Below are 23,956 nucleotides of genomic sequence, written 5' to 3'. Positions count from 1 at the left end.
GCGCTGCCGACTCCGCAGCTTGGGGCGGGAAGGATCATGGCCTGGGTCGGACCGGTCTCGGCGATCCTGCGGCCGCACCCGACCGGGGTGCGGGCCTGGGCCATCGCCCTCGCCCTGTTCGCCGCCAGCCTGGCGGCGCGCCTGGCACTGGAACGCTGGCTGGCGCCGATCGCCTTCCTCACCTTCTACCCGGCCATCATCGCCGCCGCCCTGGTCTGCGGCTGGCGGCAAGGCCTGCTGGTGGTGGCGCTCTCTACGCTCGCGGGCTGGTACCTGTTCCTCGAGCCGCACGGCAGCTTCGCCTTCCGGAACAGCGGGACGCCCGTCATCCTCGCCGGCTTCGTCACGGTGGCGCTGTTCCAGGTGGTGCTGCTCGCGGCGCTGGCCGAGGTGATCCGGCGGCTCGAGGCCCTGCAGGCGGCGCATGCCGACCTGTTCCGCGAATTGCAGCACCGCGTCGCCAACAACATGCAGCTCGTCGCCTCCACGCTGCATGTCGCGCAGCGCCGCATCACCGATCCGGAGGCGCGCGAGGTGATCGGCCAGGCGACGGCGCGCGTCGATGCCATGGCGCGGCTGCACCGCAAGCTCTACGACCCAGACAGCTACCGCAACGGGCTGGAGCCGGTGCTGCGCGAGGTGCTCGGCGAAACCTTCCAGGGGCTGCCCGTCCGGCTCGACATCCGGCTCGCGCCCGGCCCGCTGACGATCGGCCAGATGACGGCGATCGTGCTGCTGGTGAACGAGGCGGCGATCAATGCCGCCAAGCATGTCTTCCGGCCGGAGCAGGGCAGCGCCTTCGAGGTCGCCCTGCGGCCCGGCGCGGACGGCCGCCTGCTGCTGGAGATGCGGGACGACGGGCCCGGGCTCGGCCCGGCACAGCCCGGCGGGGAGGCCTCGCGCCGCCTGGGCATGACGATCATGCAGTCGCTGGCCCGCCAGCTCGGCGGCTGCCTCGAGGTGCTGGACGGCCCAGGGATGGCCTTGGGCGTCCACTTCGCCTCCCGCTGACCTGCATGGGGGGTGCGAGGGGCCTCACCCCCGCTGCCTTCGTCCCAGCTTTTGCCTTGCTTTTATTCCTATTTTCGTGCTTCGTTCCAGGTCCTGGCAGGAAGGACCCCCGATGCGCCGCCGCCCCCGCTTCGACCCCGCCATCCCGCCCGAGATCCTGCCCCCCGACTTCGCCACCCGCCACGACCTGCACAACTACCCTCTACCTCCGCCCGACCTTCGGCCTGCTCAGGCCGCAGCCCTGGGCGCCGCTGACCGATGCCGAATGGGCCGCCCTCCGCCCCATCCTCGCCGAGCATGGCTGCGGCGTCGCCGACCACCCCCGCCCCGGCCGGCCCATGGCCGATGCCCGCGCCCGGCTCGACGCGATCTTCCGCGCGGTGACGCTGAAGCGCCCCCGCCCGCAGGGCGGCGGCCGCGCCGCCTGGAACCAACTACCGCCCGAATTCGGCAAGGCCGACACCGTCTCGCGCACCTACCGCCGCTGGTGCGCGGCCGACCTCTGGATGCGCCTGCTGCAGGTGGTCGGCGCCGAGGACTGCCCCGAGGTGCTGGCGCGGCTGACGCACCGCATCTGCTGCGCCTTCCGGCGGGGGATCCGGCTGATGGGCCTCAGGGCGATCGTCCTGGCGCGGCGGCTCCGGCTCTACTCCGCCCTGCCGGCGCCCTCCTTCTGGCTGCCCGATCCGGATTTGTCCGAGATCTACATGCCCGTCATCTCTCGCCCTGCTGCGCCACGCCAGGGAGCATTGGGGCCGCCGGCTGGGCCAGGCCAACCTCCGCCTGATCGCCTCCATGCACCGCGCCATGGGCGGCCGGGCCAGGATCGCCGGGTGGATGGAGCCGCCGTGAGGGCGGCGTGACGCCGGCGGTGGTTGGTGGCATGAGGGGCCGCGCCGCGGTCGGCGGGCGGGGCTTCGGCCCTGGCCCGCGGGCTGTTATGTTGCGGTGCGGCATGGGTCAGGAAAGGCCTGCCCGGACATCCGCCCCAGGCGCAACACGGCGCTGCATCGGAGAAAGACATGCGTATCGACGCCATCAGCATCGGCAAGAACCCGCCGGAGGATGTCAACGTCATCGTCGAGGTCGCCATCGGTGGCGAGCCCATCAAGTACGAGATGGACAAGGACGCCGGGACCCTGGTGGTGGACCGCTTCCTCTACACGCCGATGCGCTACCCGGGGACTACGGCTTCGTCCCGCATACCCTGTCCGATGATGGCGACCCGATCGACGTGCTGATCGCCAATACCCGGCCGATCATCCCCGGCGCGGTGATCGCGGTCCGCCCCGTCGGCGTGCTGAAGATGGAGGACGACGGCGGCGGCGACGAGAAGATCATCGCGGTGCCGGTGCCGAAGCTGACCCGGCGCTACGAGAACGTGCGCAACTACACCGACCTGCCGCAGATCACGCTCGACCAGATCCAGCACTTCTTCGAACACTACAAGGACCTCGAGCCCGGCAAGTGGGTGAAGGTCGCCGGCTGGGGCGATGCGGCGGAGGCCAAGCGGCTGATCGTCGAGGCGATCGAGCGGGCCAAGGCGAAGGGCTGACGCTGGGCGGCCGCCGCCTGCCCCGCGCCGTGGCGCGGGGCGTCCCGCTGCCCGGCCGGTGCCGGGCGCGTCCCGCGGCGGCCGGTCCGCTGGCACCGGCGCCGCGGCCTTCCCATGTGGGCGGCCGATGAACGCGCTTCCCCCGAACGACCCGGCGCTCGGCGCCGCCCCGCGGCTGGCCGACCCGGAGGCCCCGCTGCGCCGGGCGCTGGCCCGCCACCGTGCCATCGCCACCGGGCTGCTGGCCGGGATGGCCGCGCTGATGCTCGGCGCCTATGCCCTGCCGCCCGGCTACTGGGCGGAGCTGCTGCAGGCCGCGGCCAAGGCCGGCGTGGTCGGCGGCGTCGCCGACTGGTTCGCGGTGACGGCGCTGTTCCGCCGGCCGCTCGGCCTGCCGATCCCGCATACCGCGATCATCCCGGCGCAGAAGGAGAGGCTCGGCCAGGGGCTCGGCCGCTTCGTCGCCAACCATGTCTTCACCGAGGCCGAGGTGGCCCGGGTGCTGGGCCGGCTGGACCTGGCCGGCATCGCCCGCAGCTTCCTGGCGGACCCGGATACGGCGCGGCCGGCGGCGCAGGCGCTGGCCGCCTCCCTGCCCCGGCTGCTGGCGAGCCTCGAGGACGGCCGCGCCCGGCGGCTGCTCGGCCGGCTGCTGCCGCGGCTGGCGGGCGGCGCCGGCGGTGCCTGCGTGGTGGCCCGCGCCCTGCGCGGCCTGGTCGAGGGCGGCCGGCACCAGGAGGTGGTCGACCTGGCGATCACGGAGCTGCGCCGCCTGCTGGTGGAGAAGGAGGACCAGCTCCGCCAGACCATCGAAGCCAAGGTGCGGGAGGAAGGCGGAAGGCTGGTCGGCTGGGCGCTGGGCGCGACGGTGGCGGGGCGGGTGCTGGCCGGGGTGAATGCCGAGCTGGCGCGGATGGAGGCCGCCGACAGCGACCTCCGGCGCGCCTTCGAGGTCTGGCTGAAGACCGAGGTGGAGCGGCTGGAGACCGACCCGGAACGCGCCGCGGCGCTCGGCCGGGCGATGCGGAAGGCGATGACCCACCCGACCGTCGCGGCCTGGGTGGAGGATGTCTGGGCCCGGCTGCGGGCGGCGCTGGAGGCGGATGCGGGCAACCCCACCGGCCGCAGCGTGGCGCTGCTGGAGGGCGCCTTCGCCAATGCCGGCACCCTGCTGGCCGAGGACCCGGTGGCGCGCGAGCGGCTGAACCGTGCCGTGCAGCGGCTGCTGGTGCGGCTGATGCCGGCGGCGCGGGCGCAGCTCGCGGGCTTCATCGCCCAGGTGGTGGCGGGGTGGGACACCGCCCAGGTGACCGAGAAGATCGAGCTGCGGGTCGGCCGCGACCTGCAATACGTGCGGATGAACGGGACGCTGGTCGGCTTCCTGGTCGGTGGGGCGCTCTACGCGCTGCTCACCGCGGTGTTCGGTCGGGTGGCGTTCTGAAATGTTGTGTACCCACGCCTCCTATGGTACACACACCCATCATGCGCACCAATATCGAGATCGACGACGGGCTGATCGCCGAGGCCATGGCGCGCGGCGGCCATCCGACCAAGAAGGCGGCGGTCGAGGAAGGCCTGCGCCTGCTGGTCCGCCTGGCCCGGCAGCGGGAGGCGGTGGAGGCGCTGTGGGGCAGCATCCCCGATTGGCAGGCGCCGCCCACGGACCAGCCGCTTTCGCCGCAGCAGGATTGGGCGCTGCACGAGGACCAAGCACCGCTCCGCGGTGGAGACCAGGCACCGCTCCGCGGCGGGGATCAAGCGCCGCTCCACGGCGGGGACCGGGCGCGGCTCCGCTGATCGCGGTCGATTCCAGCGTCCTGATTGATGCGCTCCGCGGCCGGCCGACACCGGCCACGCTCGCCTTCCGGCGCCTGATCGCGGTCGAGGAGGTGGTGATCGGCGACCTGGTGCTGCTCGAGGTCCTGCGCGGGGTCCCGAGCGAGGGACAGGCCCGCAGGCTCGAGCGGCAGCTCGCCGTCTTCCGCCAGGTGCCGATGCTGTCGCCCGAACTGGCCACCCAGGCCGCGGCGCATTACCGGCGGCTGCGGGAGCGGGGCGTCACCCCGCGCAGCACGCCGGACCTTATCATCGCCAGCTGGTGCATCGCCCATGCGGTGCCGCTGCTGCAGCGCGGCCGCGACTTCGCGCCGATGGCGGACCACCTCGGCCTGCAGCTGGTGGCGGCATGAACGCCCCTTCCCCTCCCGGCGGTCCTGCCTACACTCCCGGCATGACCCTCGGCCTCAGCATCCTCGACCAGTCCACCATCGCCTCCGGCCGCGGCGCCGACGCGGCGATCCGGGAAACCCTGGCGCTGGCGCGGCTGGCCGACCGATGGGGCTACGGCCGCTACTGGCTGGCCGAGCACCATAACAGCGACAGCCATGCCGGCTCGGCGCCCGAGATGCTGGTCGCCGCCATCGCCGCCACGACGACGCGCATCCGCATCGGCACCGCCGGCGTCATGCTGCCGCACTACTCCGCGCTGAAGGTGGCCGAGCAGTTCAAGGTGGCCGAGGCGATCGCGCCGGGGCGGATCGATCTCGGCGTCGGCCGCGCCCCGGGCAGCGACGGCCGCACCGCCTTCGCGCTGAACCCCCGGGCCAATGAAGCCGCGGACAATTTCCCCAACCAGGTCATGGACCTGCTGGGCTGGCTCGGCGACGGGCTGCCGGAGGGGCACCCCTTCCGCCAGGTCGCCGCCAACCCGCAGGTGCCGGGCCGGCCGCAGGTCTGGATGCTGGGCAGCAGCGACTACGGCGCCCAGGTCGCCGCCTATTTCGGCCTGCCCTACTGCTTCGCCCATTTCATCAGCGACCGCGGCTCGGAGCAGGTGACGGCGCTGTACCGGAGGGCTTCCGGCCGCATCCGGGCCAGGCCGGACGGCTGGCCGCGCCGCATTGCGCGCTCGGTGTCTTCGCCCTGACCGCGGAGACCGAGGCCGAGGCCTGGCGGCTTTACAAGTCGCGCGAGCTCTGGCGGCTGTATCGCGACACCGGCCGCTTCCCGCCGCTGCCGAGCGTCGAGGAGGCCGAGGCCTACCCGTTCACCGAGGCCGAGCGGGCGCATCTTGCGCCGATCCGCGCCAAGGCCCTGGTCGGCGCCCCGGAACAGGTCAGGGCGAAGCTGGAGGCGCTGGCCGCCGCGCATGGGGTGCAGGAGGTCGCGGTGCTGACCCCCTGCCACGACCCGGCGGCGCGGCAGGCCAGCTACCGGCTGCTGGCCGAGGCCTTCGGCCTGGAGCACGGGCCGCTGCCGCTGGCGGCGGAATAGCGCTGGCTAGCGGTTCGCCCCGCCGCCCTGCACCGCCGGGGCCGGCATGCTGGCCCCGGCCTGGCCGGCCGCCGAGACCACCTGGCCGCGCAGCTCCGACAGCAGCTGCAGCGCGTCCTGCGCCGCCGCATCGGCCTTCTCCTTCGACAGCGAGCGGTCCGGCCCCACATCGGCGAGGTCGTGCTGCATGCGGCGCTGCGCCTGCTGGTAGGCGACCGTCTCGGAGAAGGCGGCGGGCACCTTCTGCATGTCGTGCCAGGCGGCGCGGAGCGCCTGCATCAGGTCGATGCGCTCCTGCGAGGCAGCGCCCGCCTGGCTCTCGGTGCGGCCGGCGGCATGCGCCTCGCGCGCGTGGGCGAGCTGGGTCTCGGCCTCCTGCAGCACCAGGGCATAGGATTGCAGCGCGGCGCCGGGGCCGCTGGCGGGGGTGGCGCCGCGGGCCGTCTCCTGCACCGATTGGGCGGCGGCCGGGCCCAGGGGCAGGGCCAACAGGGCCATCGCGGCCAGGGCCGGGAACACACGCATGCTCATCTCCTCCGTCGCACGGGCGGCGAACGCGAGGCCGGGCGAGGCGGTTGCCGCGGTGGCAGGCCTCAGTCGGGGCGGATGGCATTCTCCCGCACCACCGCGCCCCAGGTGGCGACCTGCCGCTCGAGGAAGGCCTGCAGCGCCGGCGGATCGGACAGCACCAGGCGGGCCTGCTGGGTCTCCTCCATCTGGCGGCGGATCCGCTCCTCCGACAGGCTGTCGCGCAGCGCGGCGTTCATCCGGGCGACCAGGGGCGCGGGCGTGCCGGCCGGGGCGAGAGACGCCCCACCAGGCCTCGGCCTCCATCCCAGGAAGCCGGCCTCCGCCGCGGTCTGCACCTGCGCCAGGGCGGGCAGCCGGGCCGGGCCGAACTGGGCGATGGCGCGCAGCGAGCCGCCGGCGACATGCGGCGCCAGCAGCGCGGCGCTGCCGATCATCACGTCGACATGGCCGGCGACGGTGTCGTTCACCGCCAGCCCGCCGCCGCGATAGGCGACGTGCGGCATGCGGGTGCCGGTGCGCGACTGCAGCAGCATCATGGTCAGGTGGCCGATCGTGCCGTTGCCGGCTCGAGCCGTAGGAGACCGCGTCCGGCGCCCGCTTCGCCGCCGCCACCAGCCCGGCGAGGTCCTGGAAGGGCCGGTCGGGCCGGGAAGGCAATGACATAGGGGGCGCCGCCGATCAGCATCACCGGGTCGAGGTCGCGGGTCAGGTTGAAGGGCAGGTTCGGCAGCAGCGCCGGCAGCACAGCGTGGCTGTCGAAGGTCAGCAGCCAGGTCTGGCCGTCGGGAGCGGCGCGGACCACCGCTTCCGTGCCGATGGCGCCGGCGGCGCCGGAACGGTTCTCGACAACCACCGGCTGCCCGAGCCGCGAAGTCAGCCCGACCGAGGCGAGCCGGGCGACGGCGTCCGTCGAGCCGCCGGCGGCGAAGGGAACGATGAGGCGGATGGCGCCGGCCCCCGGGAAAGGGCCGGGGCGGCGAGCGCCATGCCGGCGAGGCCGAGCGCCGTCCGGCGGGCGATGCGATGGGTCATGGTGTCCTCCCTTTGTCTTGCCTTGGCTTCTACAGCAACCTGCTGGTTTGCCCCAAGCGTCAGTCCGAAGGGAAGTCGTCCGGCCGGGAGGCGTGCCGATGCCGGTGCGGCCGGCGGTGCCGCCACCAGTCCAGCACCGGGCCAACCCCCAGCAGCGGCGTCGCCGCCAGGGTCGCCAGGGCCAGCCCGGCGGCTGCCAGCCGGGCACCGAGCGCGAAGGCCAGCACGGTCAGCCCCGCCAGCAGTCCGATCGACGCACCGCCCAGCAAGGCCCAGCCGATCAGCCGGCGGTGCCGCGCATCCAGCCAGGCGGGCGGGGTGCTCCGGTCGGTGCGTGGCGTGCCGTCCGGGGCGACGTCATAGAGCCGCTTGGGATCGACCTCGAAGGGTTGGGGCAGGCGGCACCTCCGGCAACCGCTGGCTCAGCGGCGCAGGACCACGAAGCGGACGGCGCCCCCGCCGGGCGGCGAACCCGGCCCCGCCCCTGGCACGCCGTCCCGGCGGAGTCGCCGCAGCCGCCACCAGAGCGAGACGAAGGCGACCAGCCCGGCGCCGATCGCCACCGGCAGCAGCAGCCCGACGAAGAGGATGGCGAGTGCCACCAGCAGCAGCCCGCCGGCGGCGAGCGTCAGCAGCAGCGCCACCCCGCCGACCTTGCCGAGCACGCGGTCGAGCGCCGCTGCGCGGCGGCGGCAGCGGGTCGCGGAACTCGCCCTCCGGCGTCATGTCCAGGATGGGCGGGGTCGGGTCCTGGAAGGGCGGGCCCTGGCGCCGGTGCGTGTCCATGCAGGGGATGTTGCCCAAGCCTGCCTCCGGTTCAAGCCCGCGCCGCGGCGGGCTGCGCAACGAAGCGTATCGGCGCAGGATGTCGTTTTAGCGACGTGCGGGCGTCCGACCATATCGCCTTCCCATCCTGTTTCATCTAACAGGCGCTGCAGCAAGGCCCGGCATCAGACCGGGTACCGGGGGAAGAGCCGCGCCCGGCCATTGCGACCTGAGGCAGCGCCGATGGCGTGCCCGCCGTTGCTGCGGCGGCGCGATCCAGCCGGCGAGGACATCGGGCCGCTGCGGCCCGCTTCCGGGGGAGACGTCCAGCAGCCCGACGCGCAAGGAGGCGCAGCACCCGCCCATGGCCACCTGGAACCAGCTCTACGACCCCTTCGGGTCGATCCTGCTATCAGCCCTCGTCGCCGCCCTGCCGGTGGCGACCATGCTGATCGCCCTCGCCTTCCTGCACATCGCAGCCCATGTCGCCGCCATCGCGGCGCTGGTCGTCGCGCTGCTGGTCGCGGTCTTCGTCTTCCGGCATGCCGGCCGACATCGCCGGGCGGGCGGCCGGACTGGGCATCGCCAGCGGGTTGTTCCCGATCGGCTGGATCGTGCTGAACATCATCTTCCTCTATCGCCTGACGGTGGCCAACGGATCGTTCAAGCGGCTGCAGGAGACGATCGCCGGCGTGACGCCGGACCGCCGGCTGCAGCTGCTGCTGATCGCTCTTCGCCTTCGGCGCCTTCTTCGAGGGCGCCGCGGGCTTCGGCACGCCGGTCGCCGTGACCGGCGCGGTGCTGATCGGCCTCGGCTTCTCGCCTCTCGCCGCCTCCGGCCTCTCGCTGATCGCCAATACCGCCCCGGTCGCCTATGGCGCGCTGGGGACGCCGGTGATCGCGCTGGCCGGCGTCACCGGTCTCGACCTGATGGACCTCTCGGCCATGATCGGCCGGCAGCTGCCCTTCTTCTCCCTCATTGTCCCCTTCTGGCTGATCTGGGCCTTCGCCGGCTTCCGCGGCATGGTCCAGATCTGGCCGGCGATCCTGGTCACCGGCGTATCCTTCGCCGTGCCGCAGTTCCTGGTGTCCAACTACATGGGCCCCTACCTGGTCGACGTGATCGCGGCGCTGGTCTCGCTGGCCTGCCTGTCGGGCTTCCTGCGGGTCTGGCAGCCGAAGGAGATCTGGACGAGCGCGAAGCTCGGCGGCCGCGCCGCGGCGGTCGAGGAGGCGACGGCCAAGGGACCGGCCCCTCGCCGGCCGGCGGCGTGGGCGAGACCGCGATTGCCTTCAACGGCAGCACCCTGCTGGCCTGGATGCCCTGGCTGATCCTGACCGTCTTCGTCTTCCTCTGGGGCCTCGGCGACATCAAGGCCTTCCTCAACGGCCTCTACAACCTGGCGATCCCGATCGACGGCCTGCACCGCGCGGTCATCAAGGTGCCGCCGGTGGTGGCCGCGGCCACGCCGGAACCCGCGGTCTTCGCCTTCAACATCCTGTCGATGACCGGCACCGGCATCCTGCTCGCGGCGGTGCTCGGCGGTTTCGCCATGGGCTTCGGCCTGGTCGCCATGGTCCGCGAATACGGCAGGACCATCTGGGTGGTGCGCTACTCGCTGCTGACCATCGCGGCGATGCTCGGGCTTGGCTACCTGACGCGGTATTCCGGGCTCGACGCGACCATGGGCCTCGCCTTCGCCGCGACCGGGATGCTCTATCCCTTCTTCGGCACGCTGCTGGGCTGGCTGGGCGTGGCGCTGACCGAGCTCGGACACCGCCTCAAACGTGCTGTTCGGCGGGCTGCAGAAGATCACCGCGCAGCAGATCGGCCTCTCGCCGGTGCTGATGGCGGCGGCGAATTCCTCGGGGCGGCGTGATGGGCAAGATGATCGACGCGCAGAGCATCGTCGTCGCCTCCACCGCCACCGGCTGGTTCGGGCATGAGGGCGAGATCCTGCGCTACGTCTTCTTCCACAGCATCGCCCTGGCCTGCCTGGTCGGGCTGCTGGTGACGCTGCAGGCCTATGTGCCGCCCTTCACCGCGCTGGTGGTGGGCGGCTGAATGGAGAGCGCGGTTTTGTGCTGGTCCAGCCGGCACGGGGCCGCGCTACCCTCCCCGCGACATGGGGGAGTTCGGAATGCGGTCCATCCTGGTCCTGGCGCTCGGCGCCGCGCTCGTGGCGCCGGGCAGCGCATCAGCCCAGGGTACGGGCGCCGGCGGCACCCCTCGGCTGGTCGCCCTGGGGCGGGCCGGACAGCCCGGGCGGGATGTTCGGCGGCGACCCGCTGGAGGCCGATACGGACCGCGACCGCGCGGTCACCCATGACGAGGTCTGGACCTGGCTCCGCCGCCGCTTCGACATGGCCGACCGCGACCGCAGCGGCAGCCTGGAACCGGCCGAGATCCCCGCGCATCCGCAGGCGCAGTCGGGCTTCCGCGCGGCGGATGCCGACCGCAACGGCCGCGTCACCATCGAGGATCCAGGCCGCTCTCGGATCCTGGTTCCGCGCCCAGGACGCCGACCGCAACGGCAAGCTGACCCGGCGCGAGGTGCCGAAGCCGCCGAAGCCGAAGCAGAAGCCGGCGCCCTCGCCCGCCCCGGGTTAGGCTCAGGCGATCGGCCGCACCACCAGCACCGTCCCGGCCACGCCCTCCACCCGCACCCGCTGCGGCGCCTCCGGCACCGTCGCGTCGGGCCGGCAGCCGGGCCGGCCAGTCGCTGTCGCCGATGCGGACACGGAGCTCCGGCCCCTCCATCGGCAGCAGCATCCCGTGCCGGCCGACCAGCCCGGCATCCGGGGTGTTGACCCGCGTCGCCGGGCGCCGCGCCTTCATCCGCAGCGCGAGCGCGATGCCGGCGGCCAGCAGGCCGAGGAAGATCGCCACCACCGCCGGGAAGGGCGGCAGCGCCACCAGCACCACGATGCCGGTGCCAACCGCCGCCAGCCCGACCCAGAGCAGGAAGATGCCGGGCAGGCCGAGCTCGGCGATCAGCAGCAGCAGTCCGCCGAGGATCCAGATCAGCCCTGTTTCCACGGTCCGCCCCCGGCAGCGTCGAGGCGGGCGGCGCCGGCGGGTGCGTCGCGCCGGCCGGCCGCAGCAGCTCCAGCGCCTGCACCACGCCGCCGGCCAGCGCGGCGGATTCCATCGGCACCACCACCAGCTTGCTGTTGGGGTTGCCGGCCAGCGCCTCGAAGGCCTTCACGTAGCGGTCGGAGATGAAGTAGCGCAGCGCCTGCTCGCCGGCGCCCGCCGCCGCCTCGCTGACCATGCGGGTCGCCGCGGCCTCGGCCTGGGCCAGCCGCTCGCGCGCCTGGGCGTCGCGCTGTGCGGCTTCCTGGCGGCCCTCGGCGGCCAGGATCAGCGCCTGCTTGTCGCCCTCCGCCCGCATCACGGTCGCGCGGCGCTCGCGCTCGGCGGTCATCTGCAGGTTCATGGCGCGGACCAGGTTCTCCGGCGGCTCGACCTTGCGCAGCTCGACCCGGCTGACCTTGATGCCCCAGGGATCGGTCGCGCCGTCGAGGATGACGAGCAGGGAGGAGTTGATGCGCTCCCGGCTGCTCAGCGTCTGGTCGAGGTCCATCTCGCCGAAGTATCCGGATCTCGGCGACTGTGCCTGGGTGAGTGAGTGTCGGTAGCCCCAACTTTGCGGCCATTCGACGCGCCTTTCATCGCTGCGGGGTCCATGAACCGCCGCCATCTCCGTTGCGTGGAGTGCTCCAGGGCTTTGTTGCGACTGCCCATCGCCGCCATCGCAACACCGAAGGGCAGTTTGACGCAGCCGGTTGATGCCGTCGCGTCCCCGTGTTGCGCTGCACGTCAGCTCCGCCGGAAGTAGACCGAAGGATCGCCCGACCTCCCCAGCGTTCGGCATCGCGTTCGGGCATTCGGCATCGCGTTCGGGCAAGGGATAATGCGGCCGGCTGCGGTCACGCCCGCACAGCTGGGCTCGAGCGCCCGGTAGCGCCGACTCGGCAACCAGCATCACCAGCCCTGGGGAGAATCTACGTCAGCCTTGGTTCCATGGGTTCGGCGGCGGGGCTGGAGGCGGACCGGACGGCAGTGTCCCGGGCACTGGCGCCCGCGGTGGGTCCCGCTGGACGAGGAGGCTGCGCAGGGTGGCCCGGCTTTAGCGATTCCAACGCGGCGGTGACGCCGCCCGTAAGGCCCGCGGCCTCCATCGGCACCACCACCAGTTTGCTGCTGGGATTGCCTGCGAGTGCCTCGAAAGCACGGACGTATCGGTCGGAGATGAAATAGCGCAACGCTGCTTCGCCTGCTCCTGCGGCGGCCTCGGCCACCAACCGGGTGGCTACGGCTTCCGCGGCGGCCAAGCGTTCGCGGGCCTGGGCATCACGCTCGGCAGCCTGCTGGCGGCCTTCGGCGGCCAGAACCAAGGCCTGCTTCTCACCCTCGGCGCGCTGGATCGCCGCCGCGCGTTCGCCATCCGCCCGCATCACGGTGGCGCGGCGCTCGCGCTCGGCGGTCATCTGAAGGTTCATTGCTCGCACGAGATTTTCCGGGGGCTCCACCTTTCGGACCTCTACTCGGGTCACCTTGACTCCCCAAGGATCGGTGGCGCCGTCCAGGATCGCCAACAGGGAGGAGTTGATGCGTTCCCGCCCGCTCAACGTCGCGTCGAGATCTAGCTCGCCAATAACCCCTCGCAGATTAGTGGTGGCCAGCACGGTTAGCGCCTGCTGCAAGTTCTCGCACTTGGTAGGCGGCCTTGGCCGGTTCCATGATCCTGTAATAGACGATGCCGTCCACTGCCACCGTGGCATTGTCCTGGGTGATCACGATCTGCTCGGGGATGTCGAGCACCACTTCCTGTACATTCATTTTGCGGCCGACCGCGTCCACGTAGGGGACGATGAGGTTCAGCCCTGGGTGCAGGAGCCGCGTGAATGCACCAAACCGCTCCACCGTCCACACCTCGCCCTGGGGCACGGTTCGGATGCCCTTGAAGGCGGTGAACACCGCGAGAAGCAAAAAGGCGACAAGGACAATTTGGCCGATAGCCATCTGGCTCCCTCCAGGCTGTGGCGGGAACATAATGTCTCCTCGCACCGCTCGGCGCGATGATCGTGCCTCGGCCGGGTGTCGGCGTCGCCGCGCGCCGGCGCGGCCAGTGATCGCCGCGACCGGCTGATTTCCCCTCCCCGGCACCGGTCGGCGATGCGTGCATCCGTGCGGCGGAGCTACGCGTTGTCGGGCACCGCTGCGCCTGGATCGAACGAGACGTTGCGGCGCAGCGCCGAGGGCGGCGCCTGGACGGCGGACCTCATCAGAGTTTCGTCCCCGACCAGCACCGCGGTCAGGCGGGCCCGGGTAACCGCCGTGTACAAGAGGGTGCGGTCAAGGAGCCGACTATGGGTAATCGGGACGATGACGCGTTGCCAGGCGCTTCCTTGGGCCTTGTGAACGCTGATGCTCCAGCCCCTGACCAGCTTCTGCAGATCGGCCTCTCCGATCTCGAGGTCCTGGCCATCGTCCCAGGAAACCATCGCGCCGTTCCTCGTGGGAGCCCGGACCACACCCAACGACCCATTCATTAGGACTGCCGTGACCTCTTCGCCATCCTCGCCACGCCGGCCGGTGGGGCGTTCGTAGTCGTTCTTTACCCACAGCACCTTGCTGCCGATGGCCAGACCCCAATGCAGGATGGAAGGCTGCGCTCGCATCCAAATGCGCTCGACGTCGTCGGCCAGCGGCTTCGACCCAGCAGGGCCGAGACGCCTCGGGCAGAGAATCTGGACGTCGGCCTCGTGCATCCTAGCTATGCCCTCGGGATCTGGCCTGGAGGAAGGGGTGCCGACCATGGCCTCCCACACCGCTATTGCGGCAGCACCTATGTCTGCGGGTGCGCTCCGGAGCAGGAACACGCCCTCTGCACGGGGGTTCGAGGGATCGAATTCCGGCAGGTCGGGCCAGGTGCCAGCGCGGATCGCGGCTGCAATCTGTGGGATGCCGCTTGCGGCGTCCTGACGATGGACGGTGTCGAGCACTACGCGCGGGAGCCCATCCGCCTCGGCTAGCATGTGAAACACCAGGCCTGGTCCGATCGGCGGCAGTTGCCCCGGGTCGCCAACGAAGCAGATATCGACTCCGATCGGGAGGTCCCGAAGGATCCTATACACCGACGGCAGATCGACCATTGACGCCTCGTCGACAATCAAGACGCCGCGGCTGCCGCGGATCTTTCCCTTTTCCAGCATTTTGAGGAAGCGGTAGATGGTCATCGCCTCAGCACCGGTAGCTTCGGTGATCCGCTTCGCCGCGCGGCCGGCTAAGGCGACTTGCGGAAAGGGGATATGGCGGTCATCGCCCTTGCCCTCGACGCGGGCATCGCCGGCCAGCAGCACCGCCTTGATAATCGACGTCTTTCCAGTGCCAGCTCCGCCAGCAATGACCGAGACCGGCGACGAGACCGCCATGTGGACGGCTTCGCGCTGCCGATTGGTGAGCCGGAAACCCTCCTCCCGCTCCACGGCCGCGATCGCGCCGGCAATGGCTTCGCCACCGGGCGCGGGCGTCGGACGGGAGAGCCGTTCACGGAGCCGCTGTTCGATCGTCCGCTCCATCACCCAAGCCGCGCGCGTCTGCCAGGCCTCGGCATTAGGGGAGACCCGGATAAGTCGCCCGGTCCGAACTCCCAAGTCGAACGCCGCGGGCGCCGCCCATCCGGCGCGGCCAAGGAGCTCCCTTACGAGCCCGACGATTTGGTCCCTGGTTGACGCGGTGTGCGCCCTCTGCCAACGCCGAGCTCCGGCCTCTTCGACTGCGGCGAGGAGGCGGCGTTCGTCGTCGAGTGCGAGTCCGAGGCGCAGTGCCCGCTCATCGACATCCACCCAGCTTTCGAGCAGCATTAGAATGTATGGATCGGCCTCAATCTTCTCGATCACCCCTGCTCCCCAAATCGCGGCCGCGGCGGCGGCCGTCCGGGGCGACACGCCATAGCGATCGAGCCACTGAAACACGCGGACGTCGTCCGCAAGAAGGCCGAAGCCCTGCAGGATAGAGGAGGCTAGATCCACGCCTACGATGTCGGCTAACTTCCGGCCATCCCGCCGTTCGAGGACCTCGTAGACCTCGTCCCCAAGAGCGTCCCAGAGGCGCTCGGCGGTCTTCCAGCCGACGCCTTTGATTTCCCGGTTCGTGGCGAGAAACCGGACCAACGCCCGTCCCCGAGGCAGCATTGGCAACGCTACACTGGCGGCGATTTGCTCGCCGTACTCGGGGTGCGTAGTCGCTACCCCGGTAAAGCGCCGAGTTTCGCCCTCGACGGGCGCGCGGGGTAGGATCTCTGGACGCAGAGTCACTCGCTGGAGCCCGCCTTTCGGGTCGCGCCCGATGGCAATGCCACCGCCAATGCGCTGAATGCCGGGGTGGAAGCTGGTAACGGTAAGTTCGGCGGTGACGGACGGGATGGGGAGATTTCATGGCAACTTCCCGCGGTCCAGCATGAGATCCTCTATGGCTCGGAAGCGGCGCATCTCGGCCTTGAGCCGATAGTTCTCAGCCTCCAGAATGAGCACACGGCCCCTCCAGCCGCGCCCGCTCCTCGTCGATCTTCGACTCTTGCTCGCGGATGAAATCGGCTTGGTCGAGCGCGGAGAGGTGGCGCTTGCGGTCCTCCTCGTCCGCCTTTCGAAGCAGTTCCTGGCACCTCGGGTTGGTTGTGAAGATTTTGCGGTCGAACCCGCACTCGGCGGCCAAGGCACTGCGGTTCAGCTCGCCATGAAACCGGGGCAAAGGAATGCCCGCCCCCGCGTAGCGGACCAGCACTTCGACCAGCGTCGCAACGTGCTCTTCCGCGACTTGCTGCCCCGACTTGCCACTTCCCTTCGCCATGTCACTCCCTCAGCACTTGCCCTAACCGACGCAAGCCTCGGCCGGCGGCATGGCCCCGATAGCGTCAAGTCGCCTCAGTGCAGCGTCGTGGGCCTCGAACAACTTTAGCCAAGCCCTCATGCCTCCCATCTCGCCAACCGCCAGGATCACCGCGCGATGGCTCGCAATAAGTAGTTCGCGGTCACGTTCCAGTTCAGCGATCTTGTTGTCCCGCTCGGCGATAGCGGCGACGAGGCGTGGCTTCGATGTCTTGTCGGCTTTCTCAGCGACGAAGCGGACCTCCCTTTGACGCGCTTGATACTTCTCGAGGAGCGCTCGCCGCTCCTCTACGCGGGTAATGTCGGAAGGGTGCTTCAACACGCCTCGTGAACGCCGGACGGCGCCCCTGGCGGTGATGTCGTCGTCATCGAAGAGCACTCGCCTCGAGCGCTTCTTCCAGCAGCGCTAGAACGTCGGACGACTCACGCATCGCTCATGTCCAGCACGGACCTTCCACTAAGGGCATTGACGGCTTGTGCTTCGGCATCAGCGGGAACCTCGCGCACGGTCGCGGGAGCATCGAGGACCGTCGTGCCGAGTGTCGCTTCAATTGGCTTGTAGAGGTCGAGGCCTCCGGGAAAAGGCTTTGCCCCCGGGCGCGTGGTCAGTGCCGTCTCAATGTTTTTTCAGACGGACCCGAGCGTGCTTCGAGTTGGTTCGATCGGCCCGGTCGGTTCTCGGGCTCCGCCTCGATCTTGCGGATAGCGGACGCGATCCGAGCGTGCAGTCTTTTCAAGGACTCTTTGTTCTTCAGGCTTTTCCGAACGAGCGAGGTGCCGACAACCGTTGTAACATTCCGGATTTCGGGCAGGGATCGACAGTGAACGCATTCACGCAGAAACCATATGGTGTGATATGCAGCCCGTCGGCTTCAGCCAGGAGATAGTCGAGCGCCGCGTCGTCGCCCAGGTCCCGTTGAACCCGGCGGAATTCCTCCACCAAGGGACCGTTGACCCGTCCGGAGACGATCAACTTGTAAGTCTGCGTAGCACGTGGCCCGAGCTTCTCCTCCACTTCCTCAGGGAGGGCAACGCCGTCTAAATGTTCCTGCAAGCTACGGTGGTCGTACACCTGGGATTGCTGAACTGACGTGCGGTTGAACCGTTTCGTAACGATAGCGTCGGAAACCCCGCGCCGCTTCAGCTCGGTATTTTGAAGGTGGCGCGCTGCGTGAGTGTGAAAGGTGAGCCGCTTATCCTCGTCGGTTCGGCCGTACGCATTAAATAATGTAAGATGACGGTCTCTGTGGGTCGCTCCAGTTAGGTTATGTTGAAGCTCGTGAATGTGAAATGCGCCGAGATTGAAGTAGCGGCCGAGATGATTAAAAGGAGCAGTTCTGGCATGAAGCAATTTTGGCTTCAGAAATAGCCGGTCATGAGGGTACAAAAAGCTCCCGCCGGACACTTTGTACGGCGTCCAATCTGGACGACGGACCGCAGACCATTGTCGGATGGCGTGCTCCACTTCAGATACAAGGAAGTGCATTTCGCTCCAATTGCGCCGACCACCTGGGCTGCTGGCCAAGAGAGCGCCTTTTGCGTCCCTGGCTACGAAAGTGCTCCACTGCCTCGTGAAAAACTGCTTAACCTCATCGCGCGTGTTTGTCTGATGAACTTGTCGCATCTTGGTGGAATTCGTCGCCAGCGACGGAGACGCGAGCCAAGCGAGTTGGTCGGCCAACATCTCTTCGGAAACAGAGGCATCAAATCTGGGCCGGATGCCATCTGCACCTTCAGTGCCCCGAAGATAGAGTTGGATTAGCCTGTCCGGGATAGAAGCAGACGAGACCCGAAGGTCGCCTGTCAGCCGAACGTACACCTCCCAGGCGGGAAGGAGCTGATCCGACTTACAGTCCGGGAAGAATCTCCCCGCCTCCGATTGCTGCTTAAGCGTTTCGCGCATTGCGCGAGTTACCCGCTCGACCTCATGGAGCGTCTCCAACACCACATCCTCGAACATGACTGGGACGTGCTGGCGCCTAGGCAGCAGGACCAGGCCATCCGGTGCCTCATCGTCATGCTGCTTTTCTGCGAAGTGGCGGATCGAAAGCGAACGCGATACGCCGCCCCGCCTGCCCGCAGGCACCCCTTCAATGTCCGTCCACTCTTGCCACCGCTCCCAATCGAGGGGCAGCAGCGACACTTCGCCAGCGCGAAGCCCGGTGATGATGTGAATGCGTGCCGCAGCAAATAGCTGGAGGTCATACACTGAGCTTGGCTCTTCCACAAAGGCGATGCGGCAAAGCTCCCAGAAGGCAGCGGTGTCGGGGAGCTTCAAAACATCTTTGCGGTCGTGGAGCTTCTCGAGCACCTGTTGCCGCCGAACCCGAGATTTGCCGCCGGCAGCAGTGAAGCCGGTCAACGGCGTCCTGGCCTTTGAGCGACTGCGGGTCTGGGTAAGGCTTGCAGTGGACTACAAGGTTGACTCGAGCTAGCAGGTGCAACTTGTCCATGTACCTGACAACGATAGCGAGCATCCGCGCCATCGTACCCGTTTCGACGCGAAGCAACGCATTGTAGGCCATCTGCGCCTGCTCGCCGGTCAGTTCACACGGGTCGCTGTCGGGTGCGCACATGGCGAGGGCCTTCACCATATTTGCATGGGTTTGAGCCGTGGTAGCTTTGTTTCGGTCCACAAGGAGACTCGTAATTCCCACCGCTTGGTAGAGGTCGCGCCAAGGCTGCGGCATGACGAGACAGGGGAGGTCTGGGAGATTTCTCGCGCGACGAATTTCGTTGAGCGCTTTCAGTGCTGGCGGGTGCCATCCAAACCCCGTCAAATAGCGCTGCGATGATGGGCGCTTCACCAGCGCATCCAGATTCCAGCGGTAGTCACGAAGGATGCTGCCATCCGAGGAGTGGGGCGCATCCCAGACGAGTCCTTTTCGGGCTGCAATCGTCTTAGCCGTTTGGATGTACTGGAGCATCGTTGGCGTCACTAACCCTGTTCCTCCACTTCGCCATCGCTGGCTTCAGCGGCGACCCGATCCGCCGCTTCGATTGTTTGGCGAAGTTGACCGAATGCCGGAGAACCACCTACCTCGCTGCCAGCCTTGTAAAATTGATGAACTACCTCCCGCAGGTCGTCGGCTACCTGACGGTGGATTCCGGAATCCCGCACGGGCAGGAATTTGCGACAGGTGTAGCAGGAGAGGACAGGGTTCTTGACGCAGGCTGACTGTCCAACGCCACACGCCCCGATACCCGCGATCGGGATGCCATGCGGCACCCCGCCAACTTGCCTGTCTTCCGGGAGCGTCATCAGCACCGCTTTGTCGATTTTGCGGGTGCGGGCGACCCCTCGACACCACGGTAGATCTGGGACAGACCCATGGCCCGATTTACCGTCGCAGCTTGGCTGGCCGACGCATCAAAGTAGAGTTTGGCGGTCCCAGTCCACGCGTGCATAAGGAAGTCGGCGATCTCCTCATACGACGCACCCGCGTCCGCGAGTCGCTGCGCGCCCGTGTGGCGCCAATCGCCTGGACTCCAGGTTTCCCCTGACAGCTTTTGGGAGAACGCGATGATGCGCTTCTGCACGGATCGCGTCGTTAGGCGGAAGAACGCCTCGGGGTGCACGTTTTCGGGGACGGGAATGCCTTCAAATCGGCGACCGAACTCAATGAAAAGAGGACACCATTCACGCTTGACACGCCGTGTGTGGAAAGCCTGAGCTTTGCCGTGCTGCTTTGTCATGACAAAGCGGATGTGGACGGCACCGGTCTGGTGAAATCGTACGTCGTCCCGCTTGACGCCGAGCCGTCTGCCCCGGTCGGACCCCATGCTGGAAACTTAGCGTCAGCAAGCAAATCGAACGCAGCAGTTCCGTGTCGATCGTGGCTGGCGAAACCTTCGCAATGGATGCCATCTCATCCAGGTAGTCGGCGACGGCGCCCTGATGTTCGACAGGGATGAAGCAATCTCCCGCTCTCAACGCCGCATAAATGTCGACCTTCGGAGACGGGAGAGCCCGAACAAAATCCTCGTATTCGTCGGTCCACTCGTTGATTGAGAGCGCGCAAAAACTGTGCAGCATCTGTTTGAGTGCCGCCCACTGCCCATGCTGCGTTGCTGCGTCAGCGTCAAACCACCTAATCCATGCACAACGAAAGTCGGCAGGCGACACAGAAGCCGCGGTGGTGATTGCTCGGTTGGCCAAGCTGGGGTCCACTAGGAGACTCCCCAGGCGTGTGCGGATCGTCTTCGCGTCTAACCGGCCGAACCAATGCAACAGTGCATGCCGCAGGATGTGCAACACGTGATGGTCGAATGGGCTGAGGTCGATGACGTTGTTGACGCCATCGGCGGTTATAGTCAGCGACCGAGACGTCGGGTAGTTATGGATTGTGTGCCACCTGTCCGTGAAGTCATCGTAGTAACGAACAATCCGCGGCAGCGAAGGCAGGTGACTCAGCAGTGGCCCGATCCGATCGGCGAGTGCGGCAACTGCAAGCTGCGCCGCCGGTCCCTCCTGTACCATCGGGATCATGCAATGCCTCTGTCGCTCAGCTGGCGTCGAGTTCACGCAGGGCATTGACATGGGCGTCGAACCTAGCGTCGATCGCGTCCGCCGCATCGGTCAGCCAATAGGCCCGGGCGTAGTGCATTGGCATCGCCGATCCCGAGGACCAGCCGAAATACACCCTCATTTTGCCAAGCGCGTCCTGAGTGTCCATGCCTTGGTCCTTGTATCTTTTCAGCCGCACAACTGCCGCTGTGTGGCGGCAATCGTGCGGCGAGACGGATCGTTTTCCGCGCCTTTTAAGCTCCGATTTCGCGCGTTCTGACAGCCCTTCGGTGGCGAGGGCAAACGCATCACCAACTGTCTGGGGCGCAATCGGGCTCCTCTTTTGAGAACTAAAAGATAGGGGTGATCGACTTTACCCTCCAGTTGTCTACGTAGTTCTCAACAAGCCTGAGCACGTCCTCCGTCACTGGAAGCTGTCGCCGCGATTGGGGACTCTTCAGTGATGGCGCGACCGATCTCGGATCTTCATAGCCTTCGGCTTCTTCCTCATCCTGATCGACCAGCGTGGTCACGTTCACCCACCTGTACCATTCCTCTTTGTTGTGATCGTATTCCGCGTGGAATGCGTCAACCGAAAGCATAAGCGCCTCGCCACGTCGAAGGCCGAGGTGGAGGTACAAAATGAACAAAAGCCAGTTTCGACACCGCTGCGCTTTTGTACGGAAGGGATTCCGCTTAGACGACGGATCGAAGATTTCATACAGGTCCTGGACAACAGCAGCGGGCAGCGCTCGAAGCGGCGCCATGGACTTTTTGGCGCTGGGGCTAGCTGGGTATAGAGCGCGTTGAGCCGGACAAGCCTGGCGTTCATCTCCTGAACATCACCGCTCACGGCCCCGCGGTGCCGCATCATAGTGTTGGCAAACATCAGTGCCGAGTCCCACACAGGGGCGAGATCCACCCCTCGGACGGCCGCGTCGTTCCGAAGCTCTGCGAGGAAACTGGTAAGAACCTCCTCAAGAGAGGCGAAGTCCGCGGCGGTGATAACGTTGTCCAAGTCGTCGCGTCCTCGGACCCTCGTAGCCGCCTTGTATAACCTGTCGATGCCAGCGAGATGCCCGGCCAGCGTCCCTTCTTCCGCTCCGGCCCGCAAGACATCGGCCCAAACCACTGGCCAAAAACGCGGCCGACCGTTCCCATCAAGCAGGATCCACCCTCGCAAAGCCGATGGAACTTCATGGTGTCGACATCGAACTCTGGTCACTGCGATTTTGGCCCTACCTAGCGGACCCGCCCATTCTATGGCATGCACAGCCACACCAAGTTCTCGCCTTGTACAGATGCATCACAAAGTGTCACAATGTTCTTTATTTGTTCTCTTTTTGTTCTGCAAAGGCGAAGCCAGCTCGGGAGTTCGTGCGGGAACGGGATCCGGTTTGATTGCGACAAGGCACACGGGTTCTGGAGCAGAAGTAGTTTTTCAGGTGTTAGCCGAAACAAATATTCGGCTCACGGCTACCTCTTCAATCACAAGCGCCCTAGCCGCCCAGCGTTGCGGTCACTCGACCGCTGCGAAGGCTGGACTGAGATTCTGGATTTCGCGCACGGCCAGCAATGATGTGAAACCGCGGCGCATATTCGATTTCAGCTTTCATCTCGGCGACGCCACAACACCGTAGCTATCGAAACAGAAAAAATAGCAGTGTTCGTGAGCGCGACGACGGCGAAACGCCCTTCTGTTTGTCCCGCGACGAACATCAGAAACACTGCGACAAAAGAAAGGCGAACGAAACTAAGTCAGATCGCGACACGCCGGATCCTCCTGCAACAGAATGATGGCTTATCATAGTTGTGTTATATCTAATTGAACCATTCGGCTACCTTGTCTAGCGGTGCCGAAATCCGGATCGCCCGACCGCCACTGAACTGCACCACTGTTGTGTCACAGCATTCGTCTCCGTCACTCAATACAAGCACCGCCCCGAGACGAATTGCATGGCGAACGCCGTCCCCGTCTGTAACAATGATAAATGGGCCGATCCTCCAGCCGGACGACGAAGTGTCCGGCACTTCAATCTCTCGCATGAGCGCAGTCCCGGTATTTAGGTTGGCACCGTTCGGGTGTGAACTCGGATGATGACCAGGCAATATTCGTTTACTTTGCACTGGGGTTGCGCTTAGGCATTAGCACAACGCTGTTCCAAGACTTTTCCAGGTCGCGCGGCGAGGGCGAGGCGAGTATCGGCACACCAGCAAGCCTGAAAACATAGCCGCGGGCTGTGTTGGTGGTCAGTCCACTGAACGGCAAGACGACTGCATAAGTGACTGGCGCATGTTGCAATCCAATCTCGGAGGTTGATTTTGGACGCAGGAAAGCCTCAATTTTATTCCCTTCTACTGCGCCGACCTCGGCGACAATCACGCCGAATTTTGATCGCTTGCTTGGAGATCTGGACGGATGTATCTCCCGGCGCCGAGTCGAACCGTTTCCGCCTCAATAACCGCTCCGGGAGATAAGGCTCGGAGTAAGCCAGCCGCGGCTCCTCGGAGATGCCGGTGATGCTCTCTTTCGTGTCTAAGTTTGGGGCCCCAGATTTCACGAAGTGCGTGTGTTGCGTCGGAGGCGGTAGGTACCCAGCGCACAACAAGTGGGTCACATATTACACTGCCTCTTTGCAACGCAGTGGCAAGCAGATTGCACGCAAACCCAGATCGCGGATTTCCCTGGGCGTCTCTATGTAGCGCTAAAGCTAAGATATCAGATATGGCTGTGTTGATGCGATGCGCGGGAACGAAGCGGGGCGTTTTCAAGGCTGGAGCGATGATGGCTCGTTGATAAGGGCCAGCATGGTCCTGAGAGATTCGACGATTTGGCATCCCAGCGACTCCGTTGCGATGGGGACGACGCAGAGGTGGCCGACACAGGATGACCGACGCTCTGGTTGTTATAAATCAACAATTCTGTCAGAATTGCAACATGAAGTTGCCATCCAAAACCGGATTTGTTGACGGCCGCCGTGCTAACCCGTCTTTGAGTCGCGATGAGCGACGCGGATCGGATCATAACGCCTGCGCAGGCCCGCGCTGCGCGCGCCCTGGTGAGTTGGTCACAAAGGGATCTCGCCGCGCACGCAGGTGTCGCTGAGCCGACGATCACGCAGTTTGAGCGCGGCAATCGAAATCCTTCTCGCGCCGTAGCTCGGGCGATCCGAACAGCCCTTGAGACTGCTGGCGTCGAGTTCATTGCTGCGCATGCAACTAGCCTCACTGGTGGTGAGGGAGTTAGACTGCGACTGCAGGAGTCTGAAGTGGCGAGGAAAAGAACAGAATAGGACCATCGCCCAAAGACTCAGCATAAATCGGGAAGATCACCTTCCACACGCGCCATAACTGTTCTGCGTGGCTCGCCCGCGTGTTGCAGGTAA

General features: G+C 67.0%; 27 protein-coding genes and 4 pseudogenes. 14 read left to right on the top strand and 17 right to left on the bottom strand.

Going from position 1 to position 23,956, the window contains the following annotated elements; genetic code table 11:
- Positions 1-36 precede the first annotated feature (36 nt).
- The 7 genes and pseudogenes from ACQ86J_RS36260 (at position 37) to ACQ86J_RS36230 (ending at position 5,492) form a co-directional block, all read left to right on the top strand.
- Complete coding sequence (locus tag ACQ86J_RS36260) at positions 37-1,011, top strand: sensor histidine kinase (protein ID WP_431269307.1); 975 nt, start codon at positions 37-39, stop codon at positions 1,009-1,011.
- A gap of 56 nt (positions 1,012-1,067) precedes the next feature.
- Positions 1,068-1,874 (top strand): transposase, encoded by an 807-nt coding sequence (locus tag ACQ86J_RS36255; RefSeq protein WP_431269306.1) that lies wholly within the window; start codon positions 1,068-1,070, stop codon positions 1,872-1,874.
- 159 nt (positions 1,875-2,033) lie between these two features.
- Positions 2,034-2,566 (top strand): annotated as a pseudogene (gene ppa, locus ACQ86J_RS36250) (inorganic diphosphatase).
- A gap of 127 nt (positions 2,567-2,693) precedes the next feature.
- Positions 2,694-4,007 carry a DUF445 domain-containing protein gene (locus ACQ86J_RS36245; RefSeq protein WP_431269305.1) on the top strand — a complete coding sequence of 438 codons (1,314 nt, stop codon included), beginning with the start codon at positions 2,694-2,696 and terminating at the stop codon, positions 4,005-4,007.
- A 41-nt stretch (positions 4,008-4,048) separates the two neighbouring features.
- Positions 4,049-4,363: a type II toxin-antitoxin system VapB family antitoxin gene (locus tag ACQ86J_RS36240; protein ID WP_431269304.1), complete on the top strand. Its 315-nt coding sequence runs from the start codon at positions 4,049-4,051 to the stop codon at positions 4,361-4,363.
- Positions 4,255-4,755 carry a type II toxin-antitoxin system VapC family toxin gene (vapC, locus tag ACQ86J_RS36235; protein ID WP_431272658.1) on the top strand — a complete coding sequence of 167 codons (501 nt, stop codon included), beginning with the start codon at positions 4,255-4,257 and terminating at the stop codon, positions 4,753-4,755. The genes ACQ86J_RS36240 and vapC overlap by 109 nt, the downstream gene beginning before the upstream one ends.
- Before the next feature lie 41 nt (positions 4,756-4,796).
- Positions 4,797-5,492 carry an MsnO8 family LLM class oxidoreductase gene (locus ACQ86J_RS36230; protein WP_431269303.1) on the top strand — a complete coding sequence of 232 codons (696 nt, stop codon included), beginning with the start codon at positions 4,797-4,799 and terminating at the stop codon, positions 5,490-5,492.
- Positions 5,493-5,845: 353 nt separating this feature from the next.
- On the opposite strand, the gene ACQ86J_RS36225 is transcribed toward ACQ86J_RS36230, so the two are convergent.
- From ACQ86J_RS36225 to ACQ86J_RS36205, 5 genes are all read right to left on the bottom strand, one after another.
- Positions 5,846-6,364: a hypothetical protein gene (locus ACQ86J_RS36225; RefSeq protein WP_431269302.1), complete on the bottom strand. Its 519-nt coding sequence runs from the start codon at positions 6,362-6,364 to the stop codon at positions 5,846-5,848.
- A 68-nt stretch (positions 6,365-6,432) separates the two neighbouring features.
- Entirely contained in the window at positions 6,433-6,906 is a 474-nt protein-coding gene (locus tag ACQ86J_RS36220; protein ID WP_431269301.1) for a Bug family tripartite tricarboxylate transporter substrate binding protein, read from the bottom strand.
- A 2-nt stretch (positions 6,907-6,908) separates the two neighbouring features.
- Positions 6,909-7,223, bottom strand: a complete 315-nt coding sequence (locus tag ACQ86J_RS36215; protein WP_431269300.1) for a tripartite tricarboxylate transporter substrate-binding protein — start codon at positions 7,221-7,223, stop codon at positions 6,909-6,911.
- Positions 7,224-7,461: 238 nt separating this feature from the next.
- The gene (locus ACQ86J_RS36210) at positions 7,462-7,671 is read right to left on the bottom strand and encodes a hypothetical protein (protein ID WP_431269299.1); all 210 of its coding nucleotides are present in this window, start codon (positions 7,669-7,671) and stop codon (positions 7,462-7,464) included.
- Between the two features lie 153 nt (positions 7,672-7,824).
- Entirely contained in the window at positions 7,825-8,067 is a 243-nt protein-coding gene (locus ACQ86J_RS36205) for a hypothetical protein (protein ID WP_431269298.1), read from the bottom strand.
- Between the two features lie 582 nt (positions 8,068-8,649).
- Here ACQ86J_RS36205 and ACQ86J_RS36200 point away from each other — a divergent pair.
- The 5 genes and pseudogenes from ACQ86J_RS36200 to ACQ86J_RS36180 form a co-directional block, all read left to right on the top strand.
- Positions 8,650-8,874 (top strand): annotated as a pseudogene (locus tag ACQ86J_RS36200) (L-lactate permease); the annotation flags it as partial.
- 79 nt (positions 8,875-8,953) lie between these two features.
- The gene (locus tag ACQ86J_RS36195) at positions 8,954-9,499 is read left to right on the top strand and encodes an L-lactate permease (protein WP_431269297.1); all 546 of its coding nucleotides are present in this window, start codon (positions 8,954-8,956) and stop codon (positions 9,497-9,499) included.
- A pseudogene (locus tag ACQ86J_RS36190) lies at positions 9,487-9,873 on the top strand (L-lactate permease); the annotation flags it as partial. The gene ACQ86J_RS36195 and the pseudogene ACQ86J_RS36190, both read left to right, overlap by 13 nt.
- Positions 9,874-9,955: 82 nt before the next feature.
- Positions 9,956-10,114, top strand: a complete 159-nt coding sequence (locus ACQ86J_RS36185; protein ID WP_431269296.1) for a hypothetical protein — start codon at positions 9,956-9,958, stop codon at positions 10,112-10,114.
- Positions 10,047-10,232 (top strand): L-lactate permease, encoded by a 186-nt coding sequence (locus tag ACQ86J_RS36180; protein ID WP_431269295.1) that lies wholly within the window; start codon positions 10,047-10,049, stop codon positions 10,230-10,232. Before ACQ86J_RS36185 ends, ACQ86J_RS36180 begins: the two co-directional genes overlap by 68 nt.
- A 405-nt stretch (positions 10,233-10,637) precedes the next feature.
- On the opposite strand, the gene ACQ86J_RS36175 is transcribed toward ACQ86J_RS36180, so the two are convergent.
- The 8 genes and pseudogenes from ACQ86J_RS36175 to ACQ86J_RS36140 all read right to left on the bottom strand — a co-directional run bounded on the left by ACQ86J_RS36175 (position 10,638) and on the right by ACQ86J_RS36140 (position 18,425).
- On the bottom strand, positions 10,638-11,207 hold the full coding sequence (locus ACQ86J_RS36175) for an NfeD family protein (RefSeq protein WP_431272783.1): 570 nt from the start codon (positions 11,205-11,207) through the stop codon (positions 10,638-10,640).
- A 394-nt stretch (positions 11,208-11,601) separates the two neighbouring features.
- Positions 11,602-11,754: pseudogene (locus tag ACQ86J_RS36170) on the bottom strand (SPFH domain-containing protein); the annotation flags it as partial.
- Between the two features lie 421 nt (positions 11,755-12,175).
- Positions 12,176-12,859, bottom strand: a complete 684-nt coding sequence (locus ACQ86J_RS36165) for an SPFH domain-containing protein (RefSeq protein WP_431269294.1) — start codon at positions 12,857-12,859, stop codon at positions 12,176-12,178.
- Positions 12,843-13,196 carry an SPFH domain-containing protein gene (locus ACQ86J_RS36160; protein WP_431269293.1) on the bottom strand — a complete coding sequence of 118 codons (354 nt, stop codon included), beginning with the start codon at positions 13,194-13,196 and terminating at the stop codon, positions 12,843-12,845. The genes ACQ86J_RS36165 and ACQ86J_RS36160 overlap by 17 nt, the downstream gene beginning before the upstream one ends.
- 176 nt (positions 13,197-13,372) lie before the next feature.
- Positions 13,373-15,349 (bottom strand): AAA family ATPase, encoded by a 1,977-nt coding sequence (locus ACQ86J_RS36155; protein ID WP_431269292.1) that lies wholly within the window; start codon positions 15,347-15,349, stop codon positions 13,373-13,375.
- Positions 15,350-15,689: 340 nt separating this feature from the next.
- A complete protein-coding gene (locus tag ACQ86J_RS36150; protein ID WP_431269291.1) occupies positions 15,690-16,025 on the bottom strand; it encodes a hypothetical protein in 336 nt (111 codons plus the stop codon).
- 21 nt (positions 16,026-16,046) lie between these two features.
- Positions 16,047-16,442, bottom strand: a complete 396-nt coding sequence (locus ACQ86J_RS36145; protein WP_431269290.1) for a hypothetical protein — start codon at positions 16,440-16,442, stop codon at positions 16,047-16,049.
- Positions 16,443-16,814: 372 nt separating this feature from the next.
- A complete protein-coding gene (locus ACQ86J_RS36140; protein WP_431269289.1) occupies positions 16,815-18,425 on the bottom strand; it encodes a hypothetical protein in 1,611 nt (536 codons plus the stop codon).
- Positions 18,426-18,992: 567 nt separating this feature from the next.
- Between ACQ86J_RS36140 and ACQ86J_RS36135 the strand changes: the two genes are divergently transcribed.
- Positions 18,993-19,241, top strand: coding sequence for a hypothetical protein (locus ACQ86J_RS36135; RefSeq protein ID WP_431269288.1), 249 nt, complete (start codon positions 18,993-18,995; stop codon positions 19,239-19,241).
- A 462-nt stretch (positions 19,242-19,703) separates the two neighbouring features.
- On the opposite strand, the gene ACQ86J_RS36130 is transcribed toward ACQ86J_RS36135, so the two are convergent.
- The 4 genes from ACQ86J_RS36130 to ACQ86J_RS36115 all read right to left on the bottom strand — a co-directional run bounded on the left by ACQ86J_RS36130 (position 19,704) and on the right by ACQ86J_RS36115 (position 22,953).
- Complete coding sequence (locus tag ACQ86J_RS36130) at positions 19,704-20,552, bottom strand: hypothetical protein (protein ID WP_431269287.1); 849 nt, start codon at positions 20,550-20,552, stop codon at positions 19,704-19,706.
- Positions 20,553-20,568: 16 nt separating this feature from the next.
- Complete coding sequence (locus ACQ86J_RS36125; protein WP_431269286.1) at positions 20,569-20,739, bottom strand: hypothetical protein; 171 nt, start codon at positions 20,737-20,739, stop codon at positions 20,569-20,571.
- Positions 20,740-20,920: 181 nt separating this feature from the next.
- Complete coding sequence (locus tag ACQ86J_RS36120) at positions 20,921-21,337, bottom strand: hypothetical protein (protein ID WP_431269285.1); 417 nt, start codon at positions 21,335-21,337, stop codon at positions 20,921-20,923.
- A 1,349-nt stretch (positions 21,338-22,686) separates the two neighbouring features.
- Positions 22,687-22,953: a hypothetical protein gene (locus ACQ86J_RS36115; protein ID WP_431269284.1), complete on the bottom strand. Its 267-nt coding sequence runs from the start codon at positions 22,951-22,953 to the stop codon at positions 22,687-22,689.
- Positions 22,954-23,572: 619 nt separating this feature from the next.
- Here ACQ86J_RS36115 and ACQ86J_RS36110 point away from each other — a divergent pair.
- Positions 23,573-23,863, top strand: a complete 291-nt coding sequence (locus tag ACQ86J_RS36110) for a helix-turn-helix domain-containing protein (RefSeq protein WP_431269283.1) — start codon at positions 23,573-23,575, stop codon at positions 23,861-23,863.
- The last annotated feature ends 93 nt before the right edge of the window (positions 23,864-23,956 follow it).

The sequence above is a fragment of the Dankookia sp. P2 genome (assembly GCF_050632255.1).
Taxonomy (GTDB): Bacteria; Pseudomonadota; Alphaproteobacteria; order Acetobacterales; family Acetobacteraceae; genus Paracraurococcus.
This window is presented reverse-complemented; position numbering and strand designations above follow the sequence as displayed.

What these genes read in the sequence shown, in the direction of transcription:
- ACQ86J_RS36110 (WP_431269283.1), top strand. Translation starts at nt 23,573, where the DNA reads ATGAGCGACGCGGATCGGATCATAACGCCTGCGCAGGCCCGCGCTGCG.
- ACQ86J_RS36160 (WP_431269293.1), bottom strand. Translation starts at nt 13,196, where the DNA reads ATGGCTATCGGCCAAATTGTCCTTGTCGCCTTTTTGCTTCTCGCGGTG.
- ACQ86J_RS36180 (WP_431269295.1), top strand. Translation starts at nt 10,047, where the DNA reads ATGGGCAAGATGATCGACGCGCAGAGCATCGTCGTCGCCTCCACCGCC.
- ACQ86J_RS36245 (WP_431269305.1), top strand. Translation starts at nt 2,694, where the DNA reads ATGAACGCGCTTCCCCCGAACGACCCGGCGCTCGGCGCCGCCCCGCGG.
- ACQ86J_RS36130 (WP_431269287.1), bottom strand. Translation starts at nt 20,552, where the DNA reads ATGATCCCGATGGTACAGGAGGGACCGGCGGCGCAGCTTGCAGTTGCC.
- ACQ86J_RS36125 (WP_431269286.1), bottom strand. Translation starts at nt 20,739, where the DNA reads ATGGACACTCAGGACGCGCTTGGCAAAATGAGGGTGTATTTCGGCTGG.
- ACQ86J_RS36260 (WP_431269307.1), top strand. Translation starts at nt 37, where the DNA reads ATGGCCTGGGTCGGACCGGTCTCGGCGATCCTGCGGCCGCACCCGACC.
- ACQ86J_RS36150 (WP_431269291.1), bottom strand. Translation starts at nt 16,025, where the DNA reads ATGGCGAAGGGAAGTGGCAAGTCGGGGCAGCAAGTCGCGGAAGAGCAC.
- ACQ86J_RS36240 (WP_431269304.1), top strand. Translation starts at nt 4,049, where the DNA reads ATGCGCACCAATATCGAGATCGACGACGGGCTGATCGCCGAGGCCATG.
- ACQ86J_RS36230 (WP_431269303.1), top strand. Translation starts at nt 4,797, where the DNA reads ATGACCCTCGGCCTCAGCATCCTCGACCAGTCCACCATCGCCTCCGGC.
- ACQ86J_RS36225 (WP_431269302.1), bottom strand. Translation starts at nt 6,364, where the DNA reads ATGCGTGTGTTCCCGGCCCTGGCCGCGATGGCCCTGTTGGCCCTGCCC.
- ACQ86J_RS36220 (WP_431269301.1), bottom strand. Translation starts at nt 6,906, where the DNA reads ATGATGCTGCTGCAGTCGCGCACCGGCACCCGCATGCCGCACGTCGCC.
- ACQ86J_RS36120 (WP_431269285.1), bottom strand. Translation starts at nt 21,337, where the DNA reads ATGGCGCCGCTTCGAGCGCTGCCCGCTGCTGTTGTCCAGGACCTGTAT.